Source organism: Streptomyces sp. NPDC093097 (genome assembly GCF_044754325.1).
GTDB lineage: Bacteria > Actinomycetota > Actinomycetes > Streptomycetales > Streptomycetaceae > Streptomyces.
In genome coordinates this window covers 378,486-398,233 of record NZ_JBIVOW010000002.1, presented here as the reverse complement: position 1 = coordinate 398,233, position 19,748 = coordinate 378,486, and the positions used below count along the sequence as shown (strand labels likewise).

At 72.7% G+C, this 19,748-nt stretch carries 20 protein-coding genes; 10 read left to right on the top strand and 10 right to left on the bottom strand.

Annotated elements, in window-relative coordinates:
- The first annotated feature begins 281 nt into the window (after positions 1 to 281).
- Genes ACIQE0_RS04685 through ACIQE0_RS04665 form a run of 5 tightly spaced genes read left to right on the top strand, consistent with a single transcriptional unit; the run spans position 282 to position 4,650 of the window.
- The gene (locus ACIQE0_RS04685; protein ID WP_402329060.1) at positions 282 to 1,871 is read left to right on the top strand and encodes a sensor histidine kinase; all 1,590 of its coding nucleotides are present in this window, start codon (positions 282 to 284) and stop codon (positions 1,869 to 1,871) included.
- Complete coding sequence (locus ACIQE0_RS04680) at positions 1,868 to 2,281, top strand: roadblock/LC7 domain-containing protein (protein ID WP_366338759.1); 414 nt, start codon at positions 1,868 to 1,870, stop codon at positions 2,279 to 2,281. Before ACIQE0_RS04685 ends, ACIQE0_RS04680 begins: the two co-directional genes overlap by 4 nt.
- Positions 2,278 to 2,634 carry a DUF742 domain-containing protein gene (locus tag ACIQE0_RS04675; protein WP_402329058.1) on the top strand — a complete coding sequence of 119 codons (357 nt, stop codon included), beginning with the start codon at positions 2,278 to 2,280 and terminating at the stop codon, positions 2,632 to 2,634. Before ACIQE0_RS04680 ends, ACIQE0_RS04675 begins: the two co-directional genes overlap by 4 nt.
- Positions 2,615 to 3,277 (top strand): ATP/GTP-binding protein, encoded by a 663-nt coding sequence (locus ACIQE0_RS04670; RefSeq protein ID WP_384100730.1) that lies wholly within the window; start codon positions 2,615 to 2,617, stop codon positions 3,275 to 3,277. The genes ACIQE0_RS04675 and ACIQE0_RS04670 overlap by 20 nt, the downstream gene beginning before the upstream one ends.
- The gene (locus ACIQE0_RS04665; RefSeq protein ID WP_402329056.1) at positions 3,274 to 4,650 is read left to right on the top strand and encodes a cytochrome P450; all 1,377 of its coding nucleotides are present in this window, start codon (positions 3,274 to 3,276) and stop codon (positions 4,648 to 4,650) included. Before ACIQE0_RS04670 ends, ACIQE0_RS04665 begins: the two co-directional genes overlap by 4 nt.
- A gap of 30 nt (positions 4,651 to 4,680) precedes the next feature.
- Here ACIQE0_RS04665 and ACIQE0_RS04660 read toward each other — a convergent pair whose 3' ends face one another.
- The 3 genes from ACIQE0_RS04660 to ACIQE0_RS04650 form a co-directional block, all read right to left on the bottom strand.
- Positions 4,681 to 5,892 carry a cytochrome P450 gene (locus tag ACIQE0_RS04660; RefSeq protein ID WP_402329054.1) on the bottom strand — a complete coding sequence of 404 codons (1,212 nt, stop codon included), beginning with the start codon at positions 5,890 to 5,892 and terminating at the stop codon, positions 4,681 to 4,683.
- A gap of 226 nt (positions 5,893 to 6,118) precedes the next feature.
- Positions 6,119 to 8,539, bottom strand: a complete 2,421-nt coding sequence (locus tag ACIQE0_RS04655) for an HAD-IC family P-type ATPase (protein ID WP_402329052.1) — start codon at positions 8,537 to 8,539, stop codon at positions 6,119 to 6,121.
- 138 nt (positions 8,540 to 8,677) lie between these two features.
- On the bottom strand, positions 8,678 to 8,959 hold the full coding sequence (locus tag ACIQE0_RS04650) for a DUF2530 domain-containing protein (protein WP_366338749.1): 282 nt from the start codon (positions 8,957 to 8,959) through the stop codon (positions 8,678 to 8,680).
- Between the two features lie 288 nt (positions 8,960 to 9,247).
- Between ACIQE0_RS04650 and ACIQE0_RS04645 the strand changes: the two genes are divergently transcribed.
- Positions 9,248 to 10,720, top strand: coding sequence for an NCS2 family permease (locus tag ACIQE0_RS04645; protein WP_366338747.1), 1,473 nt, complete (start codon positions 9,248 to 9,250; stop codon positions 10,718 to 10,720).
- Positions 10,721 to 10,739: 19 nt separating this feature from the next.
- Here the strand turns inward: ACIQE0_RS04645 and ACIQE0_RS04640 are convergent, their stop codons facing one another.
- Positions 10,740 to 10,940, bottom strand: a complete 201-nt coding sequence (locus ACIQE0_RS04640) for a hypothetical protein (protein WP_366338745.1) — start codon at positions 10,938 to 10,940, stop codon at positions 10,740 to 10,742.
- A gap of 137 nt (positions 10,941 to 11,077) precedes the next feature.
- Between ACIQE0_RS04640 and ACIQE0_RS04635 the strand changes: the two genes are divergently transcribed.
- Genes ACIQE0_RS04635 through thpR form a run of 3 tightly spaced genes read left to right on the top strand, consistent with a single transcriptional unit; the run spans position 11,078 to position 13,538 of the window.
- The gene (locus ACIQE0_RS04635) at positions 11,078 to 11,515 is read left to right on the top strand and encodes a MarR family transcriptional regulator (RefSeq protein ID WP_366338743.1); all 438 of its coding nucleotides are present in this window, start codon (positions 11,078 to 11,080) and stop codon (positions 11,513 to 11,515) included.
- Positions 11,516 to 11,544: 29 nt separating this feature from the next.
- Positions 11,545 to 12,927 carry an MFS transporter gene (locus ACIQE0_RS04630; protein ID WP_402329050.1) on the top strand — a complete coding sequence of 461 codons (1,383 nt, stop codon included), beginning with the start codon at positions 11,545 to 11,547 and terminating at the stop codon, positions 12,925 to 12,927.
- A gap of 44 nt (positions 12,928 to 12,971) precedes the next feature.
- Entirely contained in the window at positions 12,972 to 13,538 is a 567-nt protein-coding gene (thpR, locus tag ACIQE0_RS04625) for an RNA 2',3'-cyclic phosphodiesterase (protein ID WP_402329048.1), read from the top strand.
- A 169-nt stretch (positions 13,539 to 13,707) separates the two neighbouring features.
- On the opposite strand, the gene ACIQE0_RS04620 is transcribed toward thpR, so the two are convergent.
- A complete protein-coding gene (locus tag ACIQE0_RS04620) occupies positions 13,708 to 14,706 on the bottom strand; it encodes an aldo/keto reductase (RefSeq protein WP_366338737.1) in 999 nt (332 codons plus the stop codon).
- Positions 14,707 to 14,764: 58 nt separating this feature from the next.
- Positions 14,765 to 15,436 (bottom strand): GDSL-type esterase/lipase family protein, encoded by a 672-nt coding sequence (locus ACIQE0_RS04615; RefSeq protein ID WP_366338765.1) that lies wholly within the window; start codon positions 15,434 to 15,436, stop codon positions 14,765 to 14,767.
- 99 nt (positions 15,437 to 15,535) lie between these two features.
- On the opposite strand from ACIQE0_RS04615, the gene ACIQE0_RS04610 reads away from it, so the two are divergent.
- Positions 15,536 to 16,570, top strand: coding sequence for a hypothetical protein (locus ACIQE0_RS04610; protein ID WP_402329046.1), 1,035 nt, complete (start codon positions 15,536 to 15,538; stop codon positions 16,568 to 16,570).
- Between the two features lie 22 nt (positions 16,571 to 16,592).
- Here ACIQE0_RS04610 and ACIQE0_RS04605 read toward each other — a convergent pair whose 3' ends face one another.
- The 4 genes from ACIQE0_RS04605 to ACIQE0_RS04590 form a co-directional block, all read right to left on the bottom strand.
- Complete coding sequence (locus ACIQE0_RS04605; RefSeq protein WP_366338733.1) at positions 16,593 to 17,009, bottom strand: PPOX class F420-dependent oxidoreductase; 417 nt, start codon at positions 17,007 to 17,009, stop codon at positions 16,593 to 16,595.
- 160 nt (positions 17,010 to 17,169) lie between these two features.
- A complete protein-coding gene (serC, locus tag ACIQE0_RS04600) occupies positions 17,170 to 18,288 on the bottom strand; it encodes a phosphoserine transaminase (RefSeq protein WP_366338731.1) in 1,119 nt (372 codons plus the stop codon).
- A 139-nt stretch (positions 18,289 to 18,427) separates the two neighbouring features.
- Entirely contained in the window at positions 18,428 to 19,420 is a 993-nt protein-coding gene (locus ACIQE0_RS04595) for a helix-turn-helix transcriptional regulator (protein WP_402329043.1), read from the bottom strand.
- Positions 19,421 to 19,498: 78 nt separating this feature from the next.
- Complete coding sequence (locus ACIQE0_RS04590; RefSeq protein ID WP_366338727.1) at positions 19,499 to 19,672, bottom strand: hypothetical protein; 174 nt, start codon at positions 19,670 to 19,672, stop codon at positions 19,499 to 19,501.
- Positions 19,673 to 19,748 lie beyond the last annotated feature (76 nt).

Genomic DNA, 19,748 nt, shown 5'->3' with positions numbered 1-19,748 from the left:
ACGTGGTGCCCGGGGGCCGCCTTCGTCGCGTCCGGGGCCCTGGTGCCTCGTTTCGAATGGCGGGACGGGTCTGGCATACGGCCCGTCAATAACGGAGTCTGCTACGGAAGTTGCCGGATCGCGGCGACAGGCTAGAGTGCCTGGACGATCTTCGATCATCCGCTCGTCATCCCCCGAGACCCGTCGTGGACGGAGCCCGCCGTGGATCGGCATGCCGATGCCCGGGCCCCGGCCCTGCCGCCCGCCCGTACCGCCTGCCGCCGCTCACGAGGACCTGTTTGATGCCAGCACGGATACCCTCCCGCCCCGGGGCGGCGACCACGCCCCTGGAGGCCGCACTGCGGATGCTCGCCGCCGCCCTGGTGGTGACGGCGGGGCTGGGCGTCGGGGCCGTGCTGCTGGCGCCCCGGTCCGCGCGGACGCCGGTCGCCTGGAGCGTCGGTGTCGCCGCGGTGCTGCTCAGCGCCGCGCTGGCCGCCGCGGTGCACCAGCAGCGGCAGGCCCGGCACTACCGGGCGCGGATCGGGGAGATCGAGGCCGAGGCCGAGCGGCTGACCGACGTCACGTTGCCGGCGCTGGTCGGGCAGTTGCGGGACGGCGCTTCGGTGGAGACCGCGCTCGGCCGTGTCGAGCTGCCGCGGACCCGGGCGCACCAGCGGATCCTGCGGACGCTGGCCGAGGAGGTCGGGCGCGGGGAGCGGATGCGGGCCGCGGCGATGTCCGCGTGCGCCAACGCCGCCGGCCGGGTGCAGGCGCTCGCCACCGGAATGCTCGCCGACCTGCGGGAGATGGAGCACCGGCACGGCGAGGAGGTGCTGGGCGATCTCCTGAAGCTCGATCACATGACGGCGCAGGCAGGGCGGTTGGCGGACAGCATCGCCGTGCTGACCGGTGCCCGCTCCGGCCGCCGGTGGAACAAGCCGATCGCCATGGAGAGCATCCTGCGCGGTGCGATGGGCCGGATCAGCGCCTACCGCCGGATCCGGCTGCACAGCAGCAGCGAGGTCGCGATCGCCGGGCACGCCGCCGAGGGCATCATGCACGCGCTGGCCGAACTCATGGACAACGCGGCCTCGTTCTCCCCGCCGTCCTCGCCCGTCCATGTGTACGTGGAGGAGGCGCAGGCCGGTGTGGTGGTGAGCGTCGAGGACAGCGGGCTGGTGATGGGCGAGGCCGCGTTGCAGCGCGCTCAGGAGACGGTGTCCGCGGACACCCTGGACCTGATGTCGCTGTCGGGCACCCGGCTGGGGCTCGCGGTGGTGGGCTGCCTGGCGCGCAAGCACGGGCTGAACGTGTCCTTCCGGCCGTCGGCGCGCGGCGGCACCGGTGTGGTGATCCTGATCCCGCAGCAGCTGGTGACCGAGGGCCGGCCGCCGGCCCGGCAGGCGGAGCAGCCGCCGGCCGCGGCCCCCGCCGCGGCGCAGCGGCCCGTGGTCCCGGCGCCCCGGCGCACCCCCGAGGACGAGCCCGGACCGCTCCGCGCGGCCCCGGAGCGGTCTCGCGAGCCCGGCCCGGCGCCCCTGCCGCGGCGCACCTCCCGGACCGGTGCGGCCGCCCCGGACGCCGCACCCGCCCCGGACGCCGCACCCGCCCCGGACGCCGCACCCGCCCCCGAGTTCGGCGAGAGCGGGCTGCCCAAGCGCCGTCGCGGCCGGACCCTGGCCGCCGCCTCCTCGGGCGCCGACCAGGAGCGCCCGGACGCAGCGCGCCGCCCGCGCTCCCGCGAGGAGACCGCCGCCCGGTTCCGCGCCTTCCGCCAGGCAGTCCAGGGCAAGGCCCCCCGGGACGACGCCGACCTCCCCCGTACCGGCGGCACGCCCGCGTCACCGCCACCCCCCTCGCCAGCACGCCCGGAGGATGACACCCGATGAACACCACTGACCGCAGCCTGGACTGGATGCTTCAGAACCTGCTCCAGAAGACCCCCGGGGCCCGGCACGCGCTGGTCCTGTCCCGGGACGGGCTCAAGCTCTGCCACTCCAAGGACCTGACCGTCGACCAGGCCGACCAACTGGCCGCGATCGCCTCGGGCATCCAGAGCCTCTCGCACGGCGCGTCCGTGGAGTTCGGGAACGGCACCGGCGGTGTCCGCCAGGCGATGACCGAGTTCCACGGCGGGGTGCTGTTCATCGTCGAGGCGGGGAACGGCGCCCATCTGGCCCTGATCGCGGTCGAGGACGCCGACGTCGGCCTGATCGGCTTCAACATGAACGAACTGGTCGAGCAGATCGGCGAGTACCTCCGGGCCGCGCCGCGCGGTGAGGACGGGCCGGCGGCATGAAACGGCTCGGTCCGCACGACGCTCCGGACCGGCTCTACACCGTCACCGGCGGCCGCAGTCGGCCCGCCGACGACCGGACCCTCGACCTGGTCACGCTGATCGTCAGCGAAGGCGATCCGACGCCGGGCATGCAGTCCGAGCACGCCCGGATCCTCACCATGTGCCGTCGCCCGACGGCCCTGGTGGAGATCTCGGCGGAGCTGCGGATGCCGGTCAGCGTGGTCCGGATCCTGCTGTCCGACCTGCTGGACCGCGGCCAGGTCACCGCCCGCCATCCGCGGGTCACCGCGGCCGCCCAACTCCCCGACGCCGACCTGTTGAAGGAGGTGCTCGATGCACTCCACCGCCTCTGAGCCCGCGCATGTGGACCGTGCGGCCGGCACCGACACCGACCGCGTTCCGCTGCGCGCCACCGCCGACAACGGCCTGAAGATCGTCATCGTCGGTGGCTTCGGCGTCGGCAAGACCACCATGGTCCGCTCGGTGAGCGAGATCCGGCCGCTGAGCACGGAAGAGACCATGACCCGGGCCGGGGTCGGCGTCGACGACCCCAGCGGGGTCGAGGGCAAGACGACCACCACCGTCGCCTTCGACTTCGGCCGGATCACCGTCAACGACAGTGCGGTGCTCTACCTCTTCGGCGCGCCCGGCCAGGAGCGCTTCTGGTTCCTGTGGGACCGGCTGTTCTCCGGCACGCTGGGCGCGGTGGTGCTCGTCGACACCCGCCGGCTGGACGATTCCTGGTACGCCATCGACCGGCTGGAGGCGCACGGTATGCCGTTCATCGTCGCGCACAACGACTTCGGCGGGGAGCGGCACACCCGCGCGCAGATCCGCGAGGCGCTCGACCTCTCCCCGGACGTGCCGCTGGTCACCTGCGACGCCCGCGACCGGGCGTCCAGCAAGGCCGTGCTGATCGCGCTGGTCGACCACCTCTACGCCCTGTCCACCCAGGGCGCCGTACCCGCTCAGGAGACCGCGGAGAGCGCACCGTGACCGACCAGCAGCACCCCCCGACCGGCGGCTGCCCCCTGCGGGCCGGGAGCGCCGGCACCGAGGCCGTACCGTTCTACGGCGCCGGGCTCAGCGACGACCCGGCCCGGCTTTACCACACGATGCGCGCCCAGTACGGGGCGGTCGCGCCGATCCTGCTCGACGGCGACATCCCCGGCTGGTTCGTCCTCGGCTACCGCGAACTGCACCAAGTCGCCGGCAATCCCGAGCTGTTCGCCCGCGACTCCCGCCGCTGGCACGCCTGGGAGCGCATCCCCGAGGACTGGCCGCTGATGCCGTTCGTCGGCTACCAGCCGTCGGTGATGTTCGCCGAGGGGCCCGAACACCGCCGCCGCGCCGGGGCGATCAGCGACGCGCTCACCGCGATCGACCAGTTCGAGCTGCGGCTCATCTGCGAGCGGCTGGCCGACGGGCTGATCGACGACTTCGCCGGGTCCGGCGAGGCGGACCTGATGACCCGCTACGCCGCCCGGCTGCCGCTGCTGGTCATCGCCGAACTGTTCGGCTTCCCGCACAGCGAGGTACCCGCGCTGGCCGCCGACATCGTCGCCTCGCTCAACGCCGACGACGGGGCGATCGCGGCGCACCAGCGGGTCGTTGCGCGGATGCGGCGGCTGGTGGCGGCCAAGCGGGAGCGGCCCGGCCCCGATGTGCCGTCCCGGCTGCTGGCCCACCCGGCCGGGCTGGCCGAGGAGGAGGTGGTCATCGACCTGCTGGTGGTGATGGCCGCCGCCCAGCAGCCGACCGCCAACTGGATCGGCAACACCCTGCGGTTGATGCTGACCGACGACCGGTTCGCGCTCAGCCTCACCGGCGGCCGCCGCAGCGTGGGCCAGGCGCTCAACGAGGTGCTCTGGCACGACACCCCGACGCAGAACTTCATCGGCCGCTGGGCGGTGCGCGACACCCAGCTCGGCGGGCGCCGGATCCGCACCGGGGACCTGGTGATCCTGGGACTGGCCGCCGCCAACTCCGACCCCCTGGTGCGGCCGGACTTCAGCGAGGCGGGGTCGGACGGCAACCAGGCCCATATGTCCTTCAGCCACGGCGAACACTCCTGCCCCTACCCGGCCCCGGAGATCGCCGAGGTGATCGCCAAGGCGGCGGTGGAGGTGCTGCTGGACCGGCTGCCGGACGTGATGCTGGCGGTGCCGGCCGAGGAGCTGGTGTGGCATCCGTCGGTGTGGATGCGCGGACTGGTGGCCCTGCCGGTCGAGTTCACGCCCGCGTACTCGCCGATCCCCGCGATGGGGACCCGGCCGGGGGATGGGGCTGAGTCCTCACCGCCCTTCGTCCGTAAGGCAGTTCTGCTGTCAAGACGTCAACACCCTTGCTTCGGGCGGTGTTTCACGTGAAACACCGCCCGGGGCCGCTTCTCGCCGGCCTCAGCCGGTCGGGGTGAAGCGCACCGGCAGCGTGTCCAGTCCGCGGGTGAACACCCCCTCCTCCCGCGGCTGGGGCCCCGGTGCCGGCGCCAGGTCCGGCAGCGCCTCCAGCAGACGGGCCACGCCCACCTCGACCTCGGCCCTGGCCAGCAGCGCGCCGACGCAGAAGTGCCGGCCGAGGGCGAACGCGAGGTGGTCGGCGGCCGCCGAGAACGCGGTGGTGGCGGAGAGGTCGGCGCGGTGGATGTCGAAGGTGTCCGGGTCGGCGTAGCGCCGTTCGTCGCGATGGGCCGCGCCGATCAGGCAGGTGACGGTGGCGCCCTTGGGCACCTCGCCGCCGCCGAGGGCGACGTCCTGGGCGGTCTGCCGCATGATCATGTGCACCGGCGGGGTGTAGCGCAGCGTCTCCGCGAACGCCGGCGCGATCAGGGAGTGGTCCGCGCGCACCGCCGCCAACTGCTCGGGATGGCGCAGCAGGTTGTGCACCAGACTCGATATCGCCTTGTCGCTGGTCTCCCCGCCCGCGGTCAGCAGCAGACTGCAGAACGCCTTGATGTCCTCGTCGCTCATCCGCGTGCCGTCGACCTCCGCGGCGCAGAGCGCGGAGAGCAGGTCGTCGCCCGGGGCGGCGCGGCGCTCGCGGATGATCGGCAGCAGATAGGCGGCGAACTCGTCGCGGGTGCGCAGTCCGGCCGCGGCGACCTCCGGGTCCTGGGAGAGGTTGCCGAGGAAGCCGATGATCGCGGTGTACCAGCGGTGGAAGCGGTCGTGGTCGGCCCGGTCCAGGCCCAGCATGTCCGCGATGACGTTGACCGGGAAGCGGGTGGCGAAGTCCGCCACCAGATCCGCGGTGCCCGCGCCGCGGAACGCGTCGATCAACTCGGCGGCGTTGCGCTCGATCACGGGGAGGAAGGACTCCTCCAGGGCGTTGCCGCGGAAGGCCGGGGCGACCAGGGCCCGGCGCACCGCGTGCTCCCGGCCGCTCATCTGGAGGATGGTCCGGCCGTGCACCGGCTCCAGCTGCCAGTCGTAGTTGTCGGTGGTGAACACCGGCTCCTTGAAGGCCCGTTGGACGTCCTCGTACCGCGAGACGACGTAGCTCCGGGTGGCTTCGTGGTACAGCAGCGGGAAGTCGTCGCGCAGTACGCGGTAGGCGGCGTAGGGGTCAGCGGCGAATTCCGGCGACAGGATGTCCGGCGCTTCTCGGCTCACGGGCACGACTCTCCTCGATCGGGGTACGGGACGTGGACCGCGGCATCGCGAACCGTCCGCATGCCCAAGATCGTTGGAAGGGCGTGCCGTTATCAAGAGGGCGGGAGCACCTGATCGGGCTCCGGGCCGCCACGGCGGGCGGGTGCGGCACCGCCGCCGGCCGCCGCCAGGGCCGGTGGGGCTCTCCGCCCCGGGCGGAGAGGCCCGCCGGTCCGGCGGGTCGGCCCTACGCCGGGAACCGCCGCCCGACCCACCGCCAGGTCACTTCCAGCAGGACCGCCGCCACCGCCGCGACGGCCACCGCCGTCCACGGCATCGTCGTCCCCACCAGCCGCAGATCGAAGAACTTCTGAAGCCACGGCGTCACCAGCACGATCAAGAACCCCAGCCCCATCAGCAGCACCAGCCCGATCCGCCACCACGTGTAGGGGCGGGCGATGATCGCCAGGACGTACAGGGCGGTGAGGAAGAGGGTCAGGGTGGCGGCGCTGGTCTGCGCGCTGAGGGCGTCCGGACCGGAGTAGTGGACGCGGGCCAGGAGGTAGGTGGTGAAGGCGGCGAGGCCGGTGATCAGGCCGGAGGGGATCGCGTAGCGCATCACCCGGCGGACGAAGTGCGGGCGGGCGCGCTCCTTGTTGGGCGCCAGGGCGAGGAAGAACGCGGGGACGCCGATGGTCAGCGTCGACAGCAGCGTCAGGTGCCGGGGCAGGTACGGGTAGGGGATCTGGCAGCAGGCGACCAGGATGGCCAGCAGCACCGAGTAGACGGTCTTGGTGAGGAAGAGGGTGGCGACCCGGGTGATGTTGCCGATCACCCGGCGGCCCTCGGCGACCACCGACGGCAGCGTCGCGAAGCTGTTGTTCAGCAGCACGATCTGGGCGACCGCCCGGGTCGCCTCGGAACCGGAGCCCATCGCGACGCCGATGTCGGCGTCCTTGAGGGCCAGTACGTCGTTGACGCCGTCGCCGGTCATCGCCACATGGTGGCCGCGGGCCTGGAGGACGCCGACCATGTCCCGCTTCTGCTGGGGCGTGACCCGGCCGAAGACGGAGCCCTCCTCGACGGCCCGGGCCAGCGCGGCCGGGTCGTCCTGCGGCAGGTGCCGGGCGTCCACGGGGGAGTCGGCGCCGGGCAGCCCCAGCTTGCCGGCGACCGCCCCGACCGCCACCGCGTTGTCGCCGGAGATCACCTTGGCCTGGACGCCCTGGTCCGCGAAGTAGCGCAGGGTCTCGGGGGCGTCCGGGCGCAGCCGCTGCTCCAGGACGACCAGGGCGACGGGCCGCATCTCGTGCGCGATGTCGGGGTGGTCCAACTGCCGGGTGGCGCGGGCCAGCAGCAGCACCCGCAGGCCCTGGGCGTTGAGCCGGTCGATCTCGGGCAGCAGCCCGTCGTCGGCCGGGAGCAGCACGTCCGGCGCGCCCAGCAGCCAGTCGGAGCGCTCCCCGCCGGGCTCCACGAAGGCCGCGCCGCTGTACTTGCGGGCCGAGGAGAACGGCAGCGTCCCGGTGCACTCCCAGGAGTCGGGGGCCGGGCAGGCGTCGGCGACGGCCTGGAGGGAGGCGTTGGGGCGCGGATCGGAGGCGCCGAAGGCGCCGAGCACCCGCCGGACGCGGTCCGGGTCCTGCCCGCCCAGCGGCCGCACCTCGCTCAGGTCCATACCGCCCTCGGTGAGGGTGCCGGTCTTGTCCAGGCACACCACGTCCACCCGCGCCAGGCCCTCGATGGCCGGCAACTCCTGCACCAGGCACTGCCGGCGGCCCAGCCGGACCACACCGATCGCGAAGGCGACCGAGGTCAGCAGCACCAGCCCCTCGGGGATCATCGGCACGATGCCGGCGACCATCCGGCGGACCGCGGCGTCGACCGGCAGCCCCAGGGTGAGCAGATGGCTGAGGATCAGGCCCAGCGCCGTCGGCACCATCATCCACGTCACGTACTTCAGGATCCGGCTGATGCCGGTGCGCAGTTCGGAGTGGACCAGGGTGAACCGGCTGGCCTCCTCGGCGAGCTGCGCCGCGTACGCCGCCCGGCCCACCTTGGTCGCGGTGAACGCGCCGCTGCCCGCGACGACGAAGCTGCCGGACAGCACCGGGTCGCCGGGCTTCTTCAGCACCGGGTCCGCCTCGCCGGTCAGCAGCGACTCGTCGATCTCCAGACCGTCGGCCTCCAGCGCCTCGCCGTCGACGATGACCTTGTCGCCGGGGCCGAGTTCGAGGACGTCGCCGAGGACCACCTCCGAGGTGGGGAGCGCGGCGGCCACCCCGTCGCGCCGGACGATCGGCCGGACCTCGCCGATCAGCGCCAGGCTGTCCAGGGTCTGCTTGGCACGCAGCTCCTGGAGGATGCCGATGCCGGTGTTGGCGATGATGACGAAGCCGAACAGGCCGTCCTGGATCGGCCCGACGATCAGGATGATCACGAACAGCACGCCGATGATGGCGTTGAAGCGGGTGAAGACGTTGCCGCGGATGATGTCCGCGGTCGAGCGGGAGGACCGCGCCGGGACGTCGTTGACCTCGCCCCTGGCCACCCGCTCGGCGACCTCGGCGGTGGTCAGTCCGCGGTGCGCCGGCTGCCGGTCGCGCCCGCCGGCGGGCCGGCCGCCGGGCTCCGGTTCCTCGACTTCGGTCTTCGCCGGATCCGTCATGGACTAGACGTTACGGGCGGATTGCCCGCTTCACCCGCCGGCGGTCGACAGAGGTGATGTGGGCTTTCTGTCCGGTGACGTGGCAACCCTGGGGGGTGCGGACGGCGTCCGGCCGCGGGCGCAGGGGGCGGATTTGCGTCAGGCGGGGTCGGCTGCGGCGTCCGTGGTGGCGGCCGCGGCGGCCGCCCGCTTGATCGCGGCGTCGCGCTTGCGGACGTACCAGATCCCCAGCAGGCCGAGCCCGCCGCCGGCCAGGCAGGTCCACACGAACCAGGTGTGGCCGTGGTCGGCGTACCAGCCGTAGAAGGGCAGTTGGGCGAGGAAGAGCACGAACCAGATGACGGTGCCGCCGGTGATCGTGCCGACGACGGGACCTTCGAGCGGGGGCGGGGCCGCGCGCAGTTCGGACTTCTTCCACATGGGGGTCAGCTTACGGGGCCGGGTGCGGCGCCGGCTCGGGCCTGTCCGGCGGGCGCCCGCCGGGGCTCCCACCAGGCCACAGAAGGGTCTACGCGCGGAGATAGCGATCAACGAATTGTTTATTCATACTGAACCTTTCTGGAACTGACTGGTTCGGATCGTTGATTCCTCCAATCTGATCCCTCCATGCTGGTCCAGTTCACTGGTTGCTGTTCCGCCGCCCCGTGCGTGTCCCGGCCCTTGGGCCCTCGCGCCCGCTCCGGCCCGTACGTACGACTGAGGTCCCGCATGTCGCCCTCGACCCCAACGCCGGTCGACACCCTGAAGAGTCCTGGCCCGCAGCCGCCGAAGAACGGCCTCGACCGCTTCTTCAAGATCTCCGAGCGGGGGTCGACGGTCGGCCGCGAACTGCGCGGCGGACTGGCCACGTTCTTCGCCATGGCGTACATCGTCGTGCTGAACCCGATCATCCTCGGGGCCGGCGTCGACAAATACGGCCATCACCTCGACAACGGCCAGCTGGTCACCGCCACCGCCCTGATGGCCGGTCTGGGCACGATCCTGATGGGTCTGATGGGCAACGTCCCGATCGCCATCGCGGCCGGCCTGGGCATCAACGCGGTGGTCTCGCTCCAGCTCGCGCCCAAGATGAGCTGGCCGGACGCGATGGGCATGGTGGTGCTCGCCGGTCTGGTGCTGATGATCCTGGTCGCCTCCGGGCTGCGGCAGCGGGTGATGGACGCCATCCCCAACGGGCTGCGGCGGGCCATCGCGATCGGCATCGGCCTGTTCATCTCGCTGGTCGGCCTGGTCGACGCGGGCTTCGTCAGCCGCAACCCGGACGCCGCGCACACCACCGTCCCGCTGAGCCTGGGCCAGGGCGGTCAGCTCAAGGGCTGGCCGGTGCTGGTGTTCGTGCTCGGCCTGGTGCTGATGTTCGTGCTGACGGTCCGCAAGACCCGGGGCGCGATCCTGATCGGCATGGTCACCATGGCCGTCGTCGCGGTCATCATCAACGCGGTGGTCAGCATTCCGGACGCGGCCTGGGGGCTCGCCGTCCCGAACCTCCCGGACCGGATCGTCGGGGCGCCCGACTTCGGACTGATCGGGAAGATCAGCCTCTTCGGCGGCTTCAAGGAAGTCGGCGTGCTGACCGGCTGCCTGTTCGTCTTCACCGTCCTGCTGTCCGGCTTCTTCGACGCGATGGGCACCATCATCGGCGTCGGCGAGGAGGCCGGGCTGCTGGACAACGAGACCGGCAACCTGCCGAACATGGGCCGCATCCTGATGGTGGACGGCATCGCGGTCGCCGGCGGCGGCTTCGGCTCGGCCTCGGCCAACACCTGCTTCGTGGAGTCCACGGCCGGCGTCGGCGAGGGCGCCCGCACCGGTCTGGCGAACATGGTCACCGGTGGGCTGTTCCTGCTCGCGCTGATCTTCACGCCGCTGGCCACCGTCGTCCCCTCGCAGGCGGCCACGCCCGCGCTGCTGGTCGTCGGCTTCCTGATCATGGCCTCCAACGTCCGGGACATCGACTGGAGCGACTTCACCGTCGCCATCCCGGCGTTCCTGACCGTCGTATCGATGCCGTTCACCTACAGCATCACCAACGGCATCGGCATCGGCGTGCTCGCCTTCATCCTGCTGCGGTCCGCGACCGGCCGCTTCAAGGAGATCCCGTGGCTGCTGAACGCGGTCGGGGTGTGCTTCCTCGTCTACTTCCTGCTCGACCCGATCGAGCAGGCGCTCGGGGTCAAGTGACCGACGGCCCGGCGCCCCGTCACGAGGGACGGGGCGCCGGGCCCCAACCGCGCAGTCGCTCGGTCTCGTCGACCGAGGACGACAGCCGCTCGTCGAAGTCCTCGCGGATGAGCGTCCGGACCACATAGTCCTGGACGCTCATTCCGCGTTTTGCGGCATGCTGCCGAAGGCGCTCCAGCAGCTCCCCTTCCACACGCAGGCTGAGCACACTCGATCCCATATGGACACGGTCCCTGCACGGTGTGGTCAGGTGCGTCGCTTTCCGCGACGTCCTCACTCATGTGGGTGATCCCGGATGCTCCGTGGGGCCGGGGGCCGCGCTTTCCTTAGAAAGGCTAATGAGCTATGCTAAAGACTATGCCGGAACTGTCCAACGGCGCCGACGCTGACGCCGTGAATATCCTGCGGGGCGCCGTGATGCGCCTGTCGCGCCGCCTGAAGCACCAGCGGGTCGACGAGTCGCTGAGCCCCACCGAGATGTCGGTGCTCGGGACCCTCGCCCGGTGCGGTCGGGCCACCCCCGGCGAGCTGGCCCGCAAGGAGCATGTGCAGCCGCCGTCGATGACCCGCATCGTGGCAATGCTGGAGGCCAAGGGCCTCGTCCGGCTTGAGGCGCACCCCGACGACCGCCGCCAGAAGGTGGTCACCCAGACCGAACAGGCCGAGACGATGCTCGAGGAGAGCCGCAACCGGCGCAACGCCTGGCTCGCCGAGCTGGCCTCCGGACTGGACGAGGACGAGTGGGCCAAGCTGCGGGCCGCCGCGCCCGTGCTGGAGAAACTCGCAGAGCTGTAGAACCCCAGGCCCAAGGAGGCGAACCCACTTTGAGTACGGGACCCGGAGCACACTCCGCCCCCGCACCGAACCCCCCCGACGCATCTGGTCACGACGCCGGCCCCGCCGCGCGCCGCACGGGCATGTTCAGTTCCCTCCGCGTCCGCAACTACCGACTTTTCGCCACCGGCCAGGTGGTGTCCAACACCGGCACCTGGATGCAGCGCATCGCCCAGGACTGGCTGGTGCTCAGCCTCACCGGCTCCTCCGGCGCGGTCGGCATCACCACCGCGCTCCAGTTCCTGCCGATGCTGCTCTTCGGCCTCTACGGCGGCGTCCTCGCCGACCGCTTCGGCAAGCGCGGGCTGCTGCTGTGCACCCAGGCGTCGATGGGGCTGATCGGCCTGGCGCTGGCCGGGCTCACCCTCAGCGGCCAGGTCCAGGTCTGGCACGTCTACGCCGGCGCCTTCCTCCTCGGCCTGGTGACCGTCGTCGACAACCCGGCCCGGCAGGCGTTCGTCTCCGAGATGGTCGGCCAGCGCGACCTGCGCAACGCGGTCAGTCTGAACTCCGCCAACTTCCAGTCCGCCCGGCTGATCGGCCCGGCCGTCGCCGGTGTCCTGATCACCGCGCTCGGCAGCGGCTGGGCGTTCCTCTTCAACGGCCTGTCGTTCCTCGCCCCGATCACCGGTCTGCTGATGATGCGGACCGCCGAACTCCACAAGGTGGACCGCGTCCCGCGCAGCAAGGGGCAGCTGCGGGAGGGCCTGGCCTACGTCCGCCGGCATCCCGAGCTGATCTGGCCCATCGTCCTGGTCGGCTTCATCGGGACCTTCGGCTTCAACTTCCCGATCTGGCTGACCGCCTTCACCTACAAGGTCTTCCATGCCGGCGCCGGCACCTATGCGCTGTTCAACGGCCTGATGGCGGCCGGTTCGCTGATCGGCGCGCTGCTCGCGGCCCGCCGGGCCGGCTCCCGGCTGCGGATGCTGGTCGGGGCGGCGCTGGTCTTCGGCCTGCTGGAGTGCGTCGCGGCGCTGGCCCCCGGTTTCTGGGTCTTCGCGGCGCTGCTCGCCCCCATCGGCATGGTCGGCCTGACGATCAACGTCACCGCCAACTCCAGCGTCCAGATGGCCACCGACCCGGCGATGCGGGGCCGGGTGATGAGCCTGTTCATGATGGTCTTCATGGGCGGCACACCGCTCGGCGCGCCGCTGCTCGGCTGGGTCACCGACACCTACGGTCCGCGGATCGGGTTCCTCGCCGGCGGGGTGGTCTCCGCGGCGGCCGCGGCCCTGGTCGGCCTGGCCCTGGCGCGGGTCGGCGGGCTCCGGCTCAAGATCGACCTGCGGCGCGGGCACCAGCACCTCGCCTTCGTCCCGCGGGCCGGTGCCGACCGGGCAGTGGAGGAGAAGCTGCCGGCCGCCGCCTGACCGGCTGCCGGGCACGGCGGCGAGGACGGGGCAAGACTGGCCCCATGAGACTCTTCGCCGCCGTGCTGCCCCCCGACCACGCCCTCGGTCAACTGGCCGGGGAAGTGGGCCGGTTGAAGAAGCTGCCGGACGCCGACCGGCTGCGCTGGACCGGCCGCGACGGCTGGCACTTCACCCTCGCCTTCTACGGCGAGGTGCCCGATGCGGCCCTGCCCGAGCTGCACGAGCGGCTGTCCCGCGCCGCCCACCGGCACGCCCCCTATGAACTGCGGATCGCCGGCGGCGGCCGGTTCGGGGACCGGGTGGTGTGGGCCGGGGCGGACGGCGACCGGCCCACCATGCGCCACCTCGCGGACGCCGCCGAGGCGGCCGGCCGCCGGGCGGGCCTGCGGATGGGCGAGCACCGCCCGTACACCCCGCATCTGACCCTCGCCCGGAACCGCACCGGCCGTCTCGACCTCGTCCCGTACGCCGAGGCGCTCGCCGACTTCGGGAGCAGCCCCTGGACGGTCGAGGAGGTCGCCCTGATCCGCAGCCATCCGCCGGCGCCCGGTGTCCCGGGCGCCCAGCCGCACTACGAACCGGTCGCGCGGTGGCCGCTGGGCGGCTGACCGCCCCGCCGGGACCGGGTCGGTGAAGCGCCCGTGCCCGCCCCGGTTACGCTCAAAGGGTGGATCCCAAGACCCGTAACCGGATCATGTCCGGTCTGCTCGCCGTGCTGCTGATCGTCGTCGTCGTGGCGGCGGCGCTGCACTGACCCGCGCCCGCCCGCGCCGCGGCTCACCAGGCGAACGCCTCCGGCGACGGCCCCGGCCCCGGGAAGACCTCGTCCAGGGCGGACAGCAGCTCCTCATCAAGCTCCAGCTCCACCGCGCGCAGTGCGGAGGCGAGCTGGTCGGCGGTGCGCGGGCCCACGATCGGGCCGGTCACCCCGGGCCTGGTCAGCAGCCATGCCAGGGCCACCTCGCCGGGCGCCAGGCCGTGCGTCTCGACCAGGTCCTCGTAGGACTGGATGCGGGCCCGGACCGCCGGGTCGGCCAGTGCGTCCGCGGCCCGGCCGGAGGTCGACCGGGACCCGCCGCCCTCCCGCTCCTTGCGCAGCACCCCGCCCAGCAGCCCGCCGTGCAGCGGCGACCAGGGGATCACGCCCAGTCCGTAGCCCTGCGCGGCCGGGATGACCTCCATCTCGGCCCGCCGCTCGGCGAGGTTGTACAGGCACTGCTCGCTGACCAGGCCGTAGGAACCGCGGCGCGCGGCCGTCTCGTTGGCGCGGGCCAGATGCCAGCCGGCGTGGTTGGAGGAACCGGCGTAGAGGATCTTCCCCTGCTGGACGAGGACGTCGACGGCCTGCCAGATCTCGTCCCAGGGCGTGTCCCGGTCGACGTGGTGGAACTGGTACAGGTCGATGTGGTCGGTGCCCAGGCGCGTCAGGCTGGCGTCCACGGCCCGGCGGATGTTGAGCGCGGAGAGCCTGTCGTGGTTGGGCCAGGCCGGCTGCCCGTCCGGGGCCATGTTCCCGTACACCTTGGTGGCCAGCACGGTCTTGTCCCGCCGTCCGCCGCCCTTGGCGAACCACGAGCCGATGATCTCCTCGGTGCGGCCCTTGTTCTCGCCCCAGCCGTAGACGTTGGCGGTGTCGAGGACGTTGACGCCGGCGTCCAGCGCGGCGTCCATGATGTGGTGGCTGTCGGCCTCGTCGGTCTGCGGTCCGAAGTTCATCGTCCCGAGGACGAGGCGGCTGACCTTGAGCCCGGTGCGTCCCAGCTGCGTGTACTTCATGGTCGTCCAGCCAAGCCGTTGGAGTCCGCTCGAAGCAAGCACCTGTGGACAACGTGCCTCAGGGGGCGTAGGGACCGCCGAGCTCCCACGCCTGGTGCATCGCGTCGGCGAACGCGCCGGCCAGTAGGTGCTCGCCCAGCTCCGAGGGGTGGGTGCCGTCGTAGGTGGCCCGGTCCAGGTGCCAGCCCTCCGGCTCGGAGGCCAGCAGCAGCGGCGAGGCGGGCGTGGAGAGGTCGGCCACCGCCTTGGCCAGCAGTTCGTTGAAGCGTGCGCACTGCTCGCCGAAGGCCGGGTCCGCCGCCGCCCGCACATTGGGGATCACCGGCAGCAGCACCGCCCGGACGTGCGGCCGGGCGGCCCGCGCACCGGCCACGAAGCGCCGCACGTTCTCGGCGGTCTGCTCCGGGTCGGTGTAGAAGCCGAGGTCGATCAGGCCCAGGGAGACCAGCAGGGTGTCGGCCCGGTGCTCGCGCACCGCGTCCTCGATCAGCGGCGCCATGTGCAGCCAGCCCTCGCCCCAGCCGGCGAGGTGGCACCGGGCCTTCTCGGGGAAGGCGGGATCGCCGTACGCGAAGGAGTCCGGTTCGCCGGTGGCCGGGTCGTGGAGGGTGCGGCGCGGTCCGACGAGGCGGTAGGGGCCGGGGTACGTCGCGTTGAGGTGCTGCCACATCCGGTAGCGCCACGTGAAGTCGCCGGAGCTGCCGATGGTCATCGAGTCCCCGACGCACATGATCCTCATCAGGCCATGATGGCCGAGAACGCTACCGCCGGGTACGTGACGCTGACCACGCCGTTTCCGGCGGTGGCGCACCGTGGCAGGCTGTGCCCCATGAGTGCCGCCGTGCGTCGTCCCAGGTTCCCGCGCCGTCCGCTGCCGTACGCCGCGGGGGCGGTCGCGGCGCTCGCCCTGCTGGCCGCGGCGGGCGGGCCGGCCGCCGCCGCGGAGCCCGCCGGCTTCACCCTCACCGACCCCCGGATCACCGAGTCCAGCGGCCTGGCCGCCAGCCACGCCCACCCCGGCGTCTACTGGACCCACAACGACAGCGACGACGGCCCCTACGTCTACGCCGTCGACGCCGCCACCGGCCGCACGCTCGCCACCGTCACCCTGCGCGGCATCGGGGCGCCCCGCGACGTCGAGGCGATCTCGGTCGGCCCGGACGGCCGGGTCTACGTCGGCGACATCGGCGACAACCTCGGCGGCACCTGGGACCACGTCTGGATCTACCGCTTCCCCGAGCCGCGGACGCTGCGCGATGTCACCGTCACCGCCGAGCAGTTCACCGTCCGGTACGCCGACGGGCCGCGGGACGCCGAGGCGTTGATGGTGCATCCCAAGACCGGCCGGGTCTACCTCGCCAGCAAGAAGCGGGACGGCGGGGCCGCGCTCTACGAGGGCCCGGCCCAGCTGTCCACCACCGGGAGCAACACCTTCCGCAAGGTCGCCCCCGTCGACCTGTGGGTGACCGACGGCGCGTTCTCCCCGGACGGCACCCGGCTGGCGCTGCGCGGCTACTTCACGGCGCGGATGTACCGCTGGCAGGGCGGCCGCCCCGAGGACCTCGGCACGGTGCCGGTACCGCTCCAGCGCCAGGGCGAGTCGGTCAGCTTCACCCCCGACGGCCGGACGCTGATGTACGGGTCGGAGGGGCGCGGCAGCCAGGTCGAGCCGGTGGCGCTCGACGGGGAGCAACTCCCGCAGTCGGCGCGGCGGGACGCCGGCGGCGGCGCCTCCCCGGATGAGGCGGGCCAGGGGAAGGGGGCCGGCGGCACGGCGCCCAGTTACGGCAAGGGCGCGCTGGTGCTGGCCGGGGCCACGGTGCTGGTGCTGGCGGTCCGCGGCCTGCTGCGCCGCCGCCGGTAGGGCGCCTCCCGCCCGCCGCGGGCTACGCCGGCGGCGCCCCGTCCTCGGCCACCCGCAGCTCGTAGTGGAGCGTCCGCTCCCGCCGCAGCCGGTGGGCGAGCGGCACCAACAGCCCCTGGATCAGCGGGTACTTGCGGGTCAACGACCGCTCGGCGCGCCGGTATTCGCGGGTGGCCGGGTCGAGCAGCCGGGCCCGCGCCCGCACCGCCGGCCCGATGGGCTTCCCGCGCCAGGTGGACGCGCAGAACACCACGTCGGGGAAGTTCCGCATCCGCTTGGCCTTCCAGGCGCTGCCGAAGGTGCGGATGTAGGCGTGGTCGCCGTCCACCGCGATGTTGACCGGGGTGCCGACACCGGTGCCGTCCCGCTTGTACGTGGTCAGCAGGATCGTCGCCTGCCGTTCGAAGGGGGCGAGGCCGGGGCTGGGAGGGATCCTCATACCTCCATGGAGGCACATCCTGACCGTTTCGTCATGTCCCGGCATGATGCGTCCCGGTACGGGGCCGGGTCCGACACCGCGGACGGAAGGGCCCCGGCGGGGCGCTGTGTCGCTCTGCGCGCGCCCTGCCGGGGCCCTTCGGGTACGAGTGCGGTGCCCGCTACAGCTGGCCGACCACGTAGTCGATGCAGGCGGTCAGCGCCTGGACGTCCGCCGGGTCGATCGCCGGGAACATCGCGATCCGCAGCTGGTTGCGGCCGAGCTTGCGGTACGGCTCGGTGTCGACGATGCCGTTGGCGCGCAGCGCCTTGGCGACGGCCGCCGCGTCCACCTCGTCGCTGAAGTCGATCGTGCCGATGACCTGCGAGCGCTTGGCCGGGTCGGTGACGAACGGGGTGGCGTACGGGGACTTCTCGGCCCAGCCGTAGAGCGCGCCCGAGGAGGCGGCGGTGCGGCCGACGGCCCAGTCCAGACCGCCCTGGCCGTTGATCCACTCCAGTTGCTCGTTGAGCAGGAAGAGGGTGGCGAGGGACGGGGTGTTGTACGTCTGGTTCTTCAGGGAGTTGTCGATCGCGGTGGGCAGCGAGAAGAACTCCGGGACGTGCCGACCGGAGGCGTGGATCGCGCGGGCGCGCTCCAGGGCGGCCGGGGAGAAGACGCCGAGCCACAGGCCGCCGTCGGAGGCGAAGGACTTCTGCGGCGCGAAGTAGTAGACGTCGGTCTGGGCGATGTCCACCGGGAGGCCGCCGGCGCCGGAGGTGGCGTCGACCAGGACCAGCGCGCCCTCGTCGGCGCCGGCCACCCGCCGGATCGGGGCCGCGACACCGGTCGAGGTCTCGTTGTGGGTGAAGGCGTAGACGTCCACGCCCGCCTCGGCGACCGGCTCCGGGTGGGTGCCCGGGTCGGCGGCGATGACGGTGGGCTCGGCCAGCCACGGCGCCAGCTTGGCGGCCTTGGCGAACTTCGAGGAGAACTCGCCGAACGAGAGGTGCTGCGACTTGTTCTCGATCAGGCCGTGCGTCGCGATGTCCCAGAACGCGGTGGAACCGCCGTTGCCGAGGACGACCTCATAGCCCTCGGGGAGCTGGAAGAGGTCGCGCACGCCCTGCCGCACCGAGCCGACCAGGTTCTTGACCGGGGCCTGGCGGTGGGAGGTGCCGAGCAGTGAGGTACCGGTGGCGGCCAGCGCATCGAGCGCCTCCGTACGCACCTTGGAGGGGCCCGCGCCGAAGCGTCCGTCGGCGGGCTTGATGTCAGCGGGAATCTGGATATCAGCCACGAGGGCATGCTAAAGGGTCACGCCGTGGCCCGACAGGGCGTCCACCCGGTGAGATGACAAGGGGTCGGAGTGTGGACACGCGGTGTCACGGGCGTCCGGCCGGCCCGCCCTGCCCGACGGCCCTCACCCGCGACGGCCGCTACCGGCGGTCCGCCGCGTAGAGGTCCGTGAGCGCCGCCGCGGCGCCGGCCAGCACCCGGCGGGCCTCCGGCGGCTCCAGCACCTCCAACGCGTCGCCGAACTGGAGGAGTTGACGGACGGCGGAGAGCACCGGGTAGCCGAGCTCCAGCACCGCCCAGCCGTCCCCCGCGCCGTCGGCGCCCGACGCGCCCTCGTCCGTCCGCGGGGGCGCGGTCAGGGCCCCGCCCAGGATGCGCACCGCCAGATCCAGCCGCTCCCGGCGGATCCGGGCGGTCACCCGCACCGGCGCCGGCCGGTCCTCCACCTGCTGCCGCAACTGCGCCCAGACCTGCGCCAACTCCACGCCCGGGCGCCGCCGCACCGGCGCGTCCAGGCGGGCCGTCGACGCCACCCGGTCGGCCCGGAACAGCTGCGGCCGGCCCCGCCGGTCGGCGACCAGGTACCAGGTGCCGGCCTTGGCGACCAGCCCGTAGGGATCGACGGTGTAGGTGCGCAGGCGGGTCTCGCCGCTGTGCCGGTACCGGATGCGCAGCCGGCGGTCCGCGAAGACGGCGGTCTGCAACGCGTCCAGGTCCACCGCCGCGCGCGGCGGGCCGAGCCAGCGGTCGGGGTCCACCAGGATGCGGCGGCCGGCCAGTTCGGCGGCCGGGCGGTGCGGGGCCGGCAGCGCCGCCATCACCTTGCGCAGCGCCGAACCCAGCGCGTCGTCCAGGCCGAGCGCCTGGTGCGCGCCCTGCGTGGCCAGGATGAACAGCGCCCGCGCCTCGTCGGTGGTCAGCCCCGTCACGTCCGTGCGGAAGCCGGGCAGCAGCGCGATCCCGCCGTGCCGCCCGCGCTCGGCGTAGACCGGCACCCCGGCCGACGACAGCGACTCGACGTCCCGGTAGACGGTGCGGGTGGAGACCTCCAGGCGCGCGGCCAGTTCGCTCGCCGGGACCCGGCCACGGGTCTGGAGGAGCAGCAGGATCGAGAGCAGACGGTCGGCCTTCACCTGAAGTCTCCGAGGGTGTACCGGCGTTCGGGCAGGGGTGGCCGTCGTCCTGCGCCCACCGGGGATTACGGACAGCCCTCAGCTGAAGGCGAACGCCAGGACGATCAGCACCGCGAGGATGGCGAAGGTCTCCCATCGGGCCGCGCGGCGCAGCGTGTCCAGCGACGGCAGGCCGCCGGACGACCGGTGCGGCCGCCCGCAGGAGGCTTCGTTGGTGTCGTACGAGGTGTCACCGGATGTGTCATCACTCATGCACTCCATGCTAGGGCTGCTTCTGGCGGGATTCCCCGGCGTCCACAGGTTCCCGTCGGTCGGGCGCGGGGCGCGA